Here is a 12,645-nt window from a genome sequence, read left to right as displayed (position 1 = left end):
ATCTGTTGGTAAAAATTGACCTGATAGTGAAAAATCCATCCTTGTTTTTTGAACAAATTTAACAACTAATCCCCAGAAAATTTACGTGACCCTCCATTTCATGGGTACTAATGTAATTGAAAATGATAAGAACATCAAAAAACGGCTCAAACCCCGCTTCATACAATAAGCGGCTTACCCTATTGCCCGCTATCACTCAAAATCCAACCCTATCCGCTGTAATTTTTCTTCCTCATCGGGCAAAATTTCACAATTGTCCCAGATGCCTGATTGAAGTGTTTCTTTGTAAACCAGGGGGCAAAGCTTTGTTTTTCATCCGGTTTGCTGCCTGCATATAATCATAATCCAAAGGGAGTATTTCAAACTTGAAATTATTTCCAGCATCGTTTAATAAAGCAACCCAGACCCTGGGAGTTCCATCGTTGGCGGGCATACCGATCACCCCGGCATTGAGCCATAGTTTTTGATGTTTTCCCTGATAAAAAGGGATACCACAGTGCCCGGCGAGGATCACATCAGCTTTCGCTTTAACAAAAATTTGTTCTTTGATTTCCCAAGTGCTTGATTTAAAGATAAATTCAGAAGTATTCTGATAGGAACCATGCAACACAAAAAACCGTTTATCTGAGTACTTAAATTCCAGAAAATGCGGCAAATTTTTCATCCATTTAATTTCCTGCAAGGTCATTTCATTTTTCAAAAAGGAATACCACTGTCGGGAGAAGGTATCACAGCGTCCGCCTTCGTCAAAGTTACAGCCACAGTCATCATTTACCTGATAAAGGCTTATTTCTACATTGCCGGTAATACAATGAATCCCCCAATCGTGAATGAAATGGATACAATCTAAAGGCTGGGCGCAATAGGCCACCAAATCTCCGGTACAAATGATATTGGAAGCCGGAATATCCCTTTTCTGTGCTTCCGCATGAAGCACCCTCAATGTCTGGAAATTGGAATAAACCCCACCAAAAACGAGCAAAGGTCCTTCAATAGTTGCTAAGGACTTTATTTTCTGATCCATAATGTATTTGTCATTGGAAGGAAGAAAAGAATAAAGCATAAAAGGAACCCCCAAAAATTAACGCCTAAAAGGTCGGCATACTTTCCTTCGGTAAATATCCACGACTGCGGAACTTTATCAAAGGCAATCATCAAACCCATAATCAGCCCGACCGCAACGGGTGCGTAAAATGAAAACTTGGGTATTTTGCTATTCCAGCATAAAAATCTAGGACCAAACCAATAACCATGGTGCCGCTTATTGTTCTGGCCAACAGAATTTCTGGTTTAAAAAAAACAGGGATCGTGCCTAAAACAGTCAGTACGATCATGGACAACCGCCCTTTGCTGATACTTAAGATTTTGTTTGGCCAGATATCAAGGTTAAAATTTAGAAAAGGAAGCAAAGGCCGAATCCATCTCGAAGCGGCTGAGGTGACCATGATAAAATTCATGAGCAGCAATTGAGTAAATTTGTTGACCAACCACAGGATTATACATATAAATCCCTGGTTCTCACATCTAATGTTATTCCAGCGATCTATTTAGCAAAGAACAAAGCCGCTTTACCTATTTATTCATTTCAGGATTTGATCCGCAGAGGGTTGAATTTTATAACATCCACAATCGACCAACAATACCTCATTAGCAGATGAATTATTATTGTGAAAATATTTAAAAAATATGCCAATATTCGTTAATTTTGACTCATAGCATTTGCAGCTATATCATAGCAAAAATTGAGTGGTGAGTAATTCGGTGAGTAAAGAATAAAAGCCCTGAAAATATTGAATTAAAGCGTTGAATTGATGGGGAGTACAAATCCCTCTCTCTCCGCAGAATAGAATTAAAAAAGCCTTTAGCGTAATGTTAAAGGCTTTTTTTGTGGCTTAATACAATATAGGTATCACAAAGGCTCGCACTTTGGATAGTTTTGCCTGGAATTAATGATACTTATTATTCTTAATCATCCAGCTCAGATGCGTATGCATAATTTGATCATTGTATTTTAGTCCAAAACCCAATAGCCGATCAAATGAAGCGTTTGCAAAAAGTAAAACTCCAATAGCGTTGAACAGGTTCTTTGCCATTAATATTCTGAAGTCAGATACTAGTATTGCAACTGCACGGTGATGAAATAAATTATAGCTATCATTTTTTGATAAAGCCAACAGCTAATTATTTTGTTAAGGGATCATGAGGTGATTTTAAAATAAATTAAAAGCTCCTCTAAAGTATAGCAATCAAGACAAAAAATAACAACACAATAAATTAATTTATAAAAATGAGTATTCAGAAAATAGGAGCGTTTAGCATAATTGGTATTTCAGTTAGGACAACTAACGAAAACGGACAAGCAAGTAAAGATATTCCTGCACTTTGGGGTAAATTCATGTCCGACGGAGTTCTTGAAAAAATCCCGAATAAAGTTGACAATACGCTTTATTGTATCTATACCGATTACCAAAAAGACCACACCAAGCCTTATACCACAATTCTGGGCTGTAAAGTTCAAAACTTAAACAACGTTCCTGAGGATATGGTTAGCAAAACATTTGAAGACGCAGATTATGAAAAATTTGTAGCTACAGGAAATTTAATGCAGGGAGCTGTTATTAAAGAATGGACAAAGATTTGGAGCTCAGACCTAAAAAGAGCTTTCACAGCCGATTTTGAAGTATACGATAACAAATCTATTGACCCAGAAAATGCTGTTGTTGATATATTTATTGCAGTATAACAGCAGTGCTTCCCCCCTTTATTTCGTAATTTTTTCTTAGCCTACCGTAAGCGATACGGTAGGCTTTTTTACGTAATTAATTTTATTATCAGTAAACGTATTTCAGTATAGGACAAGATAGATTTGCTAGGACGCTGGTAAATCCTTGGTAGGTCGTTGCGAGGTCCTTAACGCAATCAAGAGACCTAGCAAAGACCTACCAAGGATAAGGAAAGATACTACCGTTAGGAGGCACAAGTACTTTATAATATGTAGCCCAGCCAGGCCATAACCTTCTTCTATGAAACACAAAAATAATGCATGAATTATTTATCTTTAATAAAATAAGTATGTTTGAAAGTATAAACTTTTAATGTAATTGATTCATCAGCATTGCTTCCTTTAAAATCTTTATTTGTCTTTTATTATTATATGGTCATTCAGCCATTGCACAGGATAAAATTCCCTATAAAAATGCACGCTTACCGGTTGCTGAACGGGTCGATGATCTTATTGGCCGGATGACCGTTGAGGAAAAAATTGGCCAACTGTTATGTCCGCTGGGATGGGAGATGTATGAGAAAAACAAAAGTAAACCCTCGATAATGGTTTAAACCCTACTTTAGCTGCTGAAGTTGCAAATGCATTACAGCGCTATGTCATTAAAAATACCCGTTTAGGAATTCCATTATTTCTAGCCGAGGAAGCACCCTATGGGCACACGGCAATAGGTACAACTGTTTTTCCAACAGGTATAGGACAGGCTTCTACTTGAAATCCAAAATTGTTAGAAGAAATGGCTGGCGTTACGGCTACAGTGGGCACACATTACCTACGGACCGGTTTTAGATCTTTGAAGAGATTACCGCTGGTCTAGAGTAGAAGAAAGTTATGCACACATGAAAAAAGTGGTAGAGCATAATAGTGTTTTTTCAGTAATGATTAGTGCGGTTTCTAATGACGTGAGGTTAACTAAAGATTTACTACTCTTCTTATTTTACCCTAATCGAATTTTTAATATTGATCTTAATGTTTATATATTTGTTATAACATGATATGTACATACATACCAACATATTAAACTAAATATAAATTGGTCATAAGTAAAAATAAGTTATGAGAAATAAGTGGAGTAGGTTTACTTTTCTGTGGTGCCTCAGTTTACTATGGGGAGCGTGTGGATCTGAGTCAATTATAGCTGAAAAGTTAACGGATTACGTACAGCTTAATATTGGTACGGCACATAGCAGGTGGTTTTTCTATACACCGGCAGCTGTACCTTTTGGTATGGCAAAACCTGCACCATCTACCAATGGCCATGAAGGAAATAAAAGTGGTTGGGAAGCAGTAGGCTATGATTCCCGACATACGTCTATTGAAGGTTTTGCGAATTTCCATGAGTTTCAAATTGGAGGAATCGTTTGTGCACCAACCACTGGTACGCTCAAGACAGTTCCTGGTGCTTTGGATAGTTCAAATGAAGGTTATAGGTCTGCGTTCGATAAAAAAGACGAGTTTGCAACAAGCGGCTATTATTCTGTTTTTTTAAAAGATTATGGTATTAAGGCAGAATTAACAGCAACAAAAAGGGTTGCGTTTCACCGGTATACCTATCCAGCAAATAAAGAAGGGCATCTTATTTTTGATATTGGTAATCAACAAGGTGAAAGTGGAAAGGTGAGCGATGCCAAAGTAAAGATTAATGCTGATGGTAGTATAGAGGGCTGGGTTACTACGCTTCCTGAATATGTTAAAAAATACCAGAAGGGGGCTTCCCTAAGCATGTATTTCTATGCCGTTCCAGACCAATCTCCTGTTGCTACCGGAACTTTTATTGGTAAAGTTCAACAACCTGATAAAAAAGAAGTAAATGGGAAAGGGGCTGGGGCGTACCTAACTTTTGCTGCTGGTAGTGAAAAAAAAGTGGTCAATATTAAAATTGGCCTTTCTTATACTTCTGTTGCAAATGCTAAAAATAACCTGCAAAAAGAAGCTGCTGACCTATCTTTTGATAAAGCAAAGGAAAATGCACTAACCACCTGGGAGGAACACCTTGGGCGGATTGCTGTTGATAAAATTAAGTTTTATACTGGATTGTACCATGCTTTACTTGGCCGAGGATTGGCGAGTGACGTTAACGGGGCTTATCCAAAAAACGATGGTGGAATCGGACAGATTTCCTTGGGTGAAAATGGACAGCCTATTCACCATCATTATAATACGGATGCAATTTGGGGCGCTTTTTGGAATTTGACGCAGCTGTGGAGTATCGCTTATCCGGAATATCTGCAGGATTGGGTGCAAAGTCAGCTTTTAATCTATAAGGACGCAGGTTGGCTTGGCGATGGCATTGCTGCCAGCCGATATGTATCTGGTGTGGGAACGAATTATATTTCTTTAGTTGCTGCGGCCGCATATAACAGTGGGCTTCGGAATTTTGATGTTGATTTAGGCTATAAAGCTGCGTTAAAGAATGAAATCGACTGGCAAAATAGACCTGCTGGTGCTGGAAAGGTGGACCTTAAAGCATTTCTAGAGCGTGGATTCATACCCTTCGATGAATCTTATAATTGGCTTGATTTTCCTGATGGTTCGCATTTTGGTACTTCACATAGTTTGGAATACAGCTTCAGTAGTTATGCGGTTGCACAGTGGGCCAAAGCTTTAGGTAAAAAGGAAGATTATGCTAAATTGATGCAGCTTTCTCAGAACTGGAAAAAATCTTTTGATCCTGAAACACAGTTTATCCGACCCCGACGGTTACGGAACAGCTACCTACTTTACAATATGGAAGTCCATTATTTGATAAAATAACCATAAAATCTCCTGGAAAAAAGCCTTTTACCATCAAGACTACCAATAATTCAGTCAAAAATATTTACGTGCATTCCGCGAAGTTGAATGGGGTTTTATTGAAGGGTGTCCACATTCCATTCAGCGAAATACATAAAGGTGGTAACCTGCTACTCGAAATGGGTGATTAAATACCTGGTGATTGTTTCGGTGAAAGAAAATCTATAGCTATGCTTAGAGAATGGGCTAAAGCAAATAAATAACATTATACCTTAACCAAAGCCATTTTTCTTGGAGCAAAGGAATGATTTAGTGGGCCATGTCCATTTCCGGTTTTAACATTCTTGCCATTTTCAATAGCCCGGTATACATATATTCTTGCCATTTCAATAGCAATTAATAATTCATAACCCATGGCCATAAAAGCGGCTATAGCTGAAGAAAGCGTACAGCCAGTGCCATGGGTATTGCTGGTGTCAATCTTTGTTGACTTGAAAAGCTGTTGTTTCCCCTGCTGATCAAGGTAAATATCAAAAAGCTCAGGTCCTTTTAAGTGCCCACCCTTAATTAATACAGCTTTACACCCATCTTCGATTAAACGAATTGCAGCATTCTCCATGTCCCCGGCCGTATTTATTTTCATTGAGGTTAAAACTGCAGCCTCATCCAAATTTGGGGTAACTAAAGTGCATAAAGGAATCAAGGTCGTTTTTAGTGCTTCAACAGCATCGTTTTCTATTAACTGGTCTCCGCTGCTGGCCACCATTACTGAATCGAATATTATAGGAATAGCATAGTTTTTTATGACCACTGCAATCGCCTCAATAAGTTGACGGTTATGGACCATTCCAATTTTAATGGCTCCACATTTAATATCCTCCATCACCGCAATAACCTGCTCTTGTACCAGCTCTGGTGGTAAATTGTGAATCTTGCTGGTGCCTAAAGTGTTTTGAACCGTTACCGCAGTAATAGCACTGGTGCCATAACAGCCAAGGGCAGCAAATGTTTTAAGATCGGCCTGTATACCTGCACCTCCACTGCAATCTGATCCTGCAATAGTTAAAACAGAAGGATATTTATAAACCGTACTTAGCATGTAATAATTCGCCTTTAAAAAAAGGTCTTAACAGATTGATTGCAATTTTACTCCGTTGTCCTGTCTGGCAGATAATAACTATTTTCTTGTCCATAGGAACCTCACCTAGCCTTTCGCTTAACTCATAAAGTGGAATATTAAGCCCGCCTAGATGATAATCCTCGAACTCGAAATTTTCCCTTACATCTATCAAGCAAACCTGATCAGGTTGATGATCAAGCCATTTCTTTAAATCATCAAGACTGATTTCACCATTCTTGATCTCCTCAACTGGTCGTGCTAAATCTATCGTTTTTTCTTGTGCTGTTGAAAGCTTAACTGGACTGTTAAAATTGAAAATATTCATTTTGTTATTCAGGGCATTATAGGTCATTAGTTTTCCTGAAAGTGTTTCCCCAAATTCACAACATATTTTTATCGCTTCGTTTGCCATGTATAAACCAATAATTCCAGTCAAGATACCGATTACACCAACTTCTGAGCAATTAGGTGCTTCTTGTGCTGCTGGGCTATCAGGGAAAATATCTCGGTAATTTGGGCCTTTTAAATAATTAAAAATAGAAACTTGTCCTTCAAACTTTAAGATAGATCCAAATACCAAGGGCTTACTCAAGGCTACGCAGGTGTCGTTAGTGAGGTAACGGGTTTTAAAATTATCAGATCCATCAATGATTAAGTCATATTGACTAAAGAGAGTAATCGCATTTAAACTGGTTAAGCGTACTGGATAAGCATTGATTTGTACGTTTGGATTAAGTGCAGCTAACTTTTCTTTAGCCGTTTCTGCTTTTAATTTACCCACATCATTAGTGGCATAAAGAATTTGCCTGTGTAAATTACTTAGCTCAACTACATCTGCATCAATAATACCTATAGTGCCTATTCCTGCAGCAACCAGGTATTGTAATGCAGGGCAACCTAAACCACCGGCACCTACAATTAATATTTTAGCGCTTTTTAGTTTCTGCTGACCTGTTAAACCTAATTCGGGCAATATGATTTGTCGCTGGTATTGCTTAAGCTCCTCTTTTTCTAACATCTTTCCGTTTTTAATGCGTCAAACAATTATCCCAGTCTTTCCAAACTGGTTCATAACCTTGTTCGCTGATTACTTTAGCTATTTCCGCAGGACTGCGTTCATCTGAAATTTCAAATTGTTCTAATGTTTCTGGTGCTACAGCATAGCCTCCTGGATTGGTTTTTGAACCTGCACTCATGGAGGTTATACCTAATTTAAGGACGTTATTCCTGAAATCTGGCGATTCCCGAGTGGAGATAGAAAGTTCAACCTCTTCATTAAAAAGCCGATAAGCACAGATCAGCTGCACTAACTCTCTGTCGTTCATGTTTACTTTTGGTTCTAATCCACCACTAAAAGGTCTTAATCGCGGAAAGGACAAGCTGTATTTGCTTTGCCAATAAGTTTTCTCCAGGTACTGAAGGTGTAAAGCGGTGAAAAAGGAATCGGTACGCCAGTCTTCCAGGCCAATTAAAACCCCTAATCCAATTTTATGAATTCCTGCCCTACCTAATCTTTCTGGTGTTTGCAGCCTGTATTCGAAATTAGATTTTTTTCCTTTGGGATGATGCTTTTTATAATCTTCCTCATGGTAGGTTTCCTGGTAAACCAGTACCGTATTTAAGCCATAAGGTTTCAATTCTTCGTATTCTACCTGGTCAAGCGGCTGCACTTCCATCGAAATGTGAGAAAAATGCGGCCGAATCAGATCCAATACTTTTTTAAAATAAGCCACATTTACCGTTAGGTTTGCTTCGCCGGTAACTAAAAGTACATGGTCATAACCCATTGCCTTAATTGCGGCAACTTCCTGCATAATCTCCATCGGGGAAAGCGTTTTACGTCTCACCTTATTGTCGTAGCTAAAACCACAATAAGTACAGATGTTATTGCATTCATTAGATAAATAGAGCGGCACATACATTTGGATGGTTTTACCAAAACGGCGGAGGGTTAAAGCCTGACTAATTTTCGCCATTTGTTCTAAATATGGCGCTGCTGCGGGTGAAATCAGTGCTTCAAAATCGGCTAAAGTCCGGCGCTGTGTATGTATCGCTTTTTCTACGTCAGCACTGGTTTTGGCATAAATACTTGCCTTTGTTTGTTCCCAATTATAGGTCTCAAAAAATGTGTTGAAATTACTCATCTAAAAAAGAAGTTAAAGGGCTGCTGGCTACAGCATATGAAAGTGGTAAAGCAAGTTTAGCTTCAAAAGCCATTCTTCCCGCTTCAACGGCCAATTTAAAAGCGATTGCCATTTGTACGGGATTGCTGGAAACGGCAATAGCGGTATTGACCAAAACGGCATCGGCACCTATTTCTAGTGCTTTAGCCGCATCAGAGGGCGAGCCTATTCCGGCATCTACAATAACAGGAACCTTGCTCTGGTTGATAATGATCTCTAAAAAGTCTATTGTTCTTAATCCTTTATTACTGCCAATAGGAGATCCTAAGGGCATTACCGCTGCTGTTCCCGCATCTTCCAGGCGTTTGCATAAAACTGGGTCTGCATGTATATAGGGCAAGACTATAAAACCCAACTTCGCCAATTCTTCCGTCGCTTTTAAAGTTTCAATGGGGTCTGGCATTAAATATTTAGGGTCAGGATGTATTTCTAGTTTTATCCAGTTAGTTTCTAAAGCTTCGCGTGCTAACTGTGCAGCAAATACTGCTTCTTTAGCATTTCTAACACCTGATGTATTGGGCAATAAATTGATATGGGGATGTTTTAAGTGGATTAAAATATCTTTATCAGTGTTTACTACATCAATTCGCTTTAAGGCTACGGTTACCAGTTCCGATCCGGAAGCAAGCTGGGCTTCTTCCATTAAAGCGGAGGAACTAAATTTACCTGTGCCCGTAAATAAGCGTGAATTGAAAGTTTTGTCGGCAATTTTTAACATGGCTGTTTTTTTAAGAATGTCATTTAATAAATCTTTTATAGGTCAGCGTTTAAATCCCTATACATACTTTTAATTAGGTTATTGCGATCTTTGGCTTGTGTTAAAGCAGCAGATATGGCAACACCGTAAATCCCTGTTTGCATTAAAGATGGAATATCCTCTAGTTCAATTCCACCTATCGCAATAATTGGCAGGCTGATGTTTGCTTGTTTTACTTTTTCCATTATGGTTTTATAACCAGCTAAACCAACAATCGGACTTAGGTTTTTTTTAGTGAAAGTGAACTTAAAAGGTCCCAGGCCAATATAATCAACACCTGCCACTACTTTTTGTAGAATGTCTTCAAATGTATTGGCAGTACCACCAATGCAGCGTTTTTGGCCAACTATTAAACGGGCTTCTTTTACAGGCATGTCTACCAGGCCAAGGTGAACACCATAAGCGCCTGCTAAAAGTGCAATTTCAGGGTAGTCATTTATAATAAGCTTAGCCTGGTACTCTTCACAAAGTGCTTTGGCTGCTAATGCATATTGCAACACCATGTTTTCTGGTTGGTCTTTTACCCTCAATTGTATCCATTTACATCCTGCTGCTAAAGCACTTGCTACGGCAGGAATAGGTGAAAACCTTGTTGTGGGTGGAGATATATATTGCAGTTTGTCAATCATTATTCAACTTTTTAAAATTTGCTAGCGCCTGTTCTGGCTTATTCCATATTGCACCTAAAACTGCTGCTCCATCAAACTGTTTATCCTTAACTTGTTGTAAGTTTCCAGCATCTATGCCACCCAAAGCAATAACTTTGGGTGTGTCTGGATTTTTTACCAACCTAAATTCTGGTGGCAGTTTACTGTTATACCCGGGTTTGGAGAGGCTGTTAAAAACTGGCCCGTAAAACACATAATCAAAGGTGTTTAATGTTGATAGCCTACCTAGCTCATGGATAGAGGCACTTAATGTGTTCCCATTTTCTTTTTGTATTTGCCATAACTCCGGGTTTGTGTCCTTCATTCGCTGTCCTGTATAATGTAGCCTGGCTATACCGAATTCTTTTGCTATTTCATGATGTTGGTGTATAGCAATATACTGATGATAGCTCTCCTGAATAAGCGTTAATAATGCTATTACCTGCAACTTGCTATAGGCTGGTTTCCTGAGGTGAAATCGCTTAAGACCGGCAGCAAATAAGTTGTTAATAATCTCGGCTTCATTGGCTACAGCGATTGGATTCGAAATGACGATGACTTCCATTTTTTTACAAATAAAGTTCACTGCCTTTTTGTGCAAATTCTTTAGCTTTTTCTTCCATCCCTTTTGATAAGGCTTCTGTTTCTGTTAAGCCTTTTTCTTTGGCATAATTCCTCACATCCTGGGTAATTTTCATAGAGCAGAAGTTTGGCCCGCACATGGAACAGAAGTGGGCAATTTTAGCACCTTCGGCAGGTAAGGTTTCATCGTGAAATTCTTTCGCAGTATCCGGATCAAGGGATAAGTTAAATTGATCTTCCCATCTAAATTCGAAACGGGCTTTACTTAAAGCATTGTCGCGGTATTGTGCACCTGGATGGCCTTTAGCAAGATCTGCTGCATGGGCCGCTATTTTATAGGTGATCACGCCATCCTTAACATCTTTTTTATTGGGTAGGCCCAGGTGCTCTTTTGGCGTAACATAGCATAGCATCGCTGTGCCAAACCATCCTATCATTGCAGCGCCAATAGCAGAAGTAATATGGTCATAACCAGGGGCAATATCGGTAGTTAGTGGCCCTAAAGTATAAAATGGTGCTTCTCCGCAATGCGCCAATTGCTTCTCCATATTTTCTTTAATCAGGTGCATTGGTATATGTCCGGGGCCTTCTACAATTGTTTGGATATCATGTTTCCATGCGATTTTTGTCAATTCGCCTAAAGTTTCTAATTCTCCAAATTGGGCTTCATCATTTGCATCAGCAATACAGCCTGGTCTTAATCCGTCGCCGAGTGAAAAAGCAACATCATAAGCTTTCATGATCGCACATATTTCTTCAAAGTGAGTGTATAAGAAGTTTTCCTGATGGTGGGCAAGACACCATTTAGCCATAATAGCACCCCCTCTGGATACAATGCCCGTAATGCGTTTTGCTGTTAAAGGTACATACCTCAATAATACCCCTGCATGGATGGTAAAATAATCTACTCCTTGCTCGGCTTGTTCTATTAAAGTGTCTTTAAAGATCTCCCACGTAAGGTTTTCCGCTTTTCCATTGACCTTTTCTAATGCCTGATAAATAGGGACAGTTCCAATTGGAACTGGTGAATTGCGGATGACCCACTCGCGGGTTTCATGAATGTTTTTTCCAGTAGAAAGATCCATCACTGTGTCGGCACCCCAGCGACAAGCCCAAACAGATTTTTCAACTTCTTCTTCAATGCTTGAGGTCACGGCAGAGTTACCAATATTAGCATTGATCTTTACCAGAAAATTACGACCAATAATCATAGGCTCACTTTCTGGATGGTTGATGTTGGATGGGATAACGGCTCGGCCAGATGCTACTTCTTGTCTCACAAATTCAGGTGTTATAGAACCTTGTGGGGTATTGGCACCAAAACTATGTCCTTTGTGCTGATAGATCAAGGCCTCGTCATCTCCATGCAATTGCTCTTTTAATGTTTCTATGCGCTGATTTTCTCTAATCGCTATATATTCCATTTCGGGTGTTATGATCCCTTTTTTTGCATAATGCATTTGCGAAACATTCATCCCTGGTTTTGCCCGGTAAGGTTTGCTTAAGTTCGAAAAGCGCAGTAGGTTGAGTGCTTCATCATCCAGCCGTTGCTTTCCATAGGCCGAAGAAATCTGATCTAATTGTTCCACATCGCCCCGGTCAACAATCCATTGTTCGCGCAAGCGGGATAAACCTTTTTTTACATCAACAGTCACATTCATGTCTGTGTAAGGGCCACTGGTGTCATAAATGGTTACTGGTAAATTGGGTTCCTTAAGCGAAACTTCCCGCATTGCAACATTGATGTCATGCAGTTTACCTTTAACAAAGATTTTTCGGGAGGCGGCAAAAGGGGTAGTGGTAATGGTGTGGTCGGTTGTAATTGGCTCTTTTTTCATAAT

General features: G+C 39.2%; 12 protein-coding genes. 3 read left to right on the top strand and 9 right to left on the bottom strand.

All coding sequences use genetic code 11. The features are described 5' to 3' along the window. Positions 1–247: 247 nt before the first annotated feature. Both AAKU52_RS14385 and AAKU52_RS14380 read right to left on the bottom strand, forming a co-directional pair. Positions 248–1,024 carry a metallophosphoesterase family protein gene (locus tag AAKU52_RS14385; RefSeq protein ID WP_354334722.1) on the bottom strand — a complete coding sequence of 259 codons (777 nt, stop codon included), beginning with the start codon at positions 1,022–1,024 and terminating at the stop codon, positions 248–250. A gap of 922 nt (positions 1,025–1,946) precedes the next feature. Continuing rightward, positions 1,947–2,174, bottom strand: a complete 228-nt coding sequence (locus tag AAKU52_RS14380; RefSeq protein WP_354334720.1) for a DUF4260 family protein — start codon at positions 2,172–2,174, stop codon at positions 1,947–1,949. Between the two features lie 113 nt (positions 2,175–2,287). On the opposite strand from AAKU52_RS14380, the gene AAKU52_RS14375 reads away from it, so the two are divergent. From AAKU52_RS14375 to AAKU52_RS14365, 3 genes are all read left to right on the top strand, one after another. Then, positions 2,288–2,743 carry a GyrI-like domain-containing protein gene (locus AAKU52_RS14375; protein WP_354334718.1) on the top strand — a complete coding sequence of 152 codons (456 nt, stop codon included), beginning with the start codon at positions 2,288–2,290 and terminating at the stop codon, positions 2,741–2,743. Between the two features lie 1,095 nt (positions 2,744–3,838). Continuing rightward, a complete protein-coding gene (locus tag AAKU52_RS14370) occupies positions 3,839–5,536 on the top strand; it encodes a glycoside hydrolase domain-containing protein (protein WP_354334716.1) in 1,698 nt (565 codons plus the stop codon). Continuing rightward, positions 5,533–5,706, top strand: a complete 174-nt coding sequence (locus AAKU52_RS14365; RefSeq protein ID WP_354334724.1) for a glycoside hydrolase domain-containing protein — start codon at positions 5,533–5,535, stop codon at positions 5,704–5,706. Before AAKU52_RS14370 ends, AAKU52_RS14365 begins: the two co-directional genes overlap by 4 nt. 74 nt (positions 5,707–5,780) lie before the next feature. Here AAKU52_RS14365 and thiD read toward each other — a convergent pair whose 3' ends face one another. The 7 genes from thiD to thiC are packed head-to-tail and all read right to left on the bottom strand — an operon-like array spanning position 5,781 to position 12,642. Next, complete coding sequence (thiD, locus tag AAKU52_RS14360) at positions 5,781–6,614, bottom strand: bifunctional hydroxymethylpyrimidine kinase/phosphomethylpyrimidine kinase (RefSeq protein ID WP_354334714.1); 834 nt, start codon at positions 6,612–6,614, stop codon at positions 5,781–5,783. After that, positions 6,595–7,653 carry a molybdopterin-synthase adenylyltransferase MoeB gene (gene moeB / locus AAKU52_RS14355; RefSeq protein ID WP_354334712.1) on the bottom strand — a complete coding sequence of 353 codons (1,059 nt, stop codon included), beginning with the start codon at positions 7,651–7,653 and terminating at the stop codon, positions 6,595–6,597. Before moeB ends, thiD begins: the two co-directional genes overlap by 20 nt. 10 nt (positions 7,654–7,663) lie before the next feature. After that, positions 7,664–8,779 carry a 2-iminoacetate synthase ThiH gene (gene thiH / locus AAKU52_RS14350; RefSeq protein WP_354334709.1) on the bottom strand — a complete coding sequence of 372 codons (1,116 nt, stop codon included), beginning with the start codon at positions 8,777–8,779 and terminating at the stop codon, positions 7,664–7,666. Then, positions 8,772–9,536 carry a thiazole synthase gene (locus AAKU52_RS14345; RefSeq protein WP_354334707.1) on the bottom strand — a complete coding sequence of 255 codons (765 nt, stop codon included), beginning with the start codon at positions 9,534–9,536 and terminating at the stop codon, positions 8,772–8,774. Before AAKU52_RS14345 ends, thiH begins: the two co-directional genes overlap by 8 nt. Before the next feature lie 35 nt (positions 9,537–9,571). Further along, positions 9,572–10,204 carry a thiamine phosphate synthase gene (locus AAKU52_RS14340; RefSeq protein WP_354334705.1) on the bottom strand — a complete coding sequence of 211 codons (633 nt, stop codon included), beginning with the start codon at positions 10,202–10,204 and terminating at the stop codon, positions 9,572–9,574. Beyond that, the gene (locus AAKU52_RS14335; RefSeq protein WP_354334703.1) at positions 10,197–10,787 is read right to left on the bottom strand and encodes a thiamine phosphate synthase; all 591 of its coding nucleotides are present in this window, start codon (positions 10,785–10,787) and stop codon (positions 10,197–10,199) included. The genes AAKU52_RS14340 and AAKU52_RS14335 overlap by 8 nt, the downstream gene beginning before the upstream one ends. A 4-nt stretch (positions 10,788–10,791) precedes the next feature. Continuing rightward, positions 10,792–12,642 carry a phosphomethylpyrimidine synthase ThiC gene (thiC, locus tag AAKU52_RS14330; protein WP_354334701.1) on the bottom strand — a complete coding sequence of 617 codons (1,851 nt, stop codon included), beginning with the start codon at positions 12,640–12,642 and terminating at the stop codon, positions 10,792–10,794. Between the last annotated feature and the right edge of the window lie 3 nt (positions 12,643–12,645).

It is taken from the genome of Pedobacter sp. CG_S7 (assembly GCF_040544395.1).
Lineage (GTDB): Bacteria > Bacteroidota > Bacteroidia > Sphingobacteriales > Sphingobacteriaceae > Pedobacter.
This window is presented reverse-complemented; position numbering and strand designations above follow the sequence as displayed.

Coding starts and splice junctions, on each gene's coding strand:
- AAKU52_RS14385 (WP_354334722.1), bottom strand. CDS start 1,024: ATGGATCAGAAAATAAAGTCCTTAGCAACTATTGAAGGACCTTTGCTC.
- AAKU52_RS14375 (WP_354334718.1), top strand. CDS start 2,288: ATGAGTATTCAGAAAATAGGAGCGTTTAGCATAATTGGTATTTCAGTT.
- AAKU52_RS14370 (WP_354334716.1), top strand. CDS start 3,839: ATGAGAAATAAGTGGAGTAGGTTTACTTTTCTGTGGTGCCTCAGTTTA.
- thiD (WP_354334714.1), bottom strand. CDS start 6,614: ATGCTAAGTACGGTTTATAAATATCCTTCTGTTTTAACTATTGCAGGA.
- moeB (WP_354334712.1), bottom strand. CDS start 7,653: ATGTTAGAAAAAGAGGAGCTTAAGCAATACCAGCGACAAATCATATTG.
- thiH (WP_354334709.1), bottom strand. CDS start 8,779: ATGAGTAATTTCAACACATTTTTTGAGACCTATAATTGGGAACAAACA.
- AAKU52_RS14345 (WP_354334707.1), bottom strand. CDS start 9,536: ATGTTAAAAATTGCCGACAAAACTTTCAATTCACGCTTATTTACGGGC.
- AAKU52_RS14340 (WP_354334705.1), bottom strand. CDS start 10,204: ATGATTGACAAACTGCAATATATATCTCCACCCACAACAAGGTTTTCA.
- AAKU52_RS14335 (WP_354334703.1), bottom strand. CDS start 10,787: ATGGAAGTCATCGTCATTTCGAATCCAATCGCTGTAGCCAATGAAGCC.
- thiC (WP_354334701.1), bottom strand. CDS start 12,642: ATGAAAAAAGAGCCAATTACAACCGACCACACCATTACCACTACCCCT.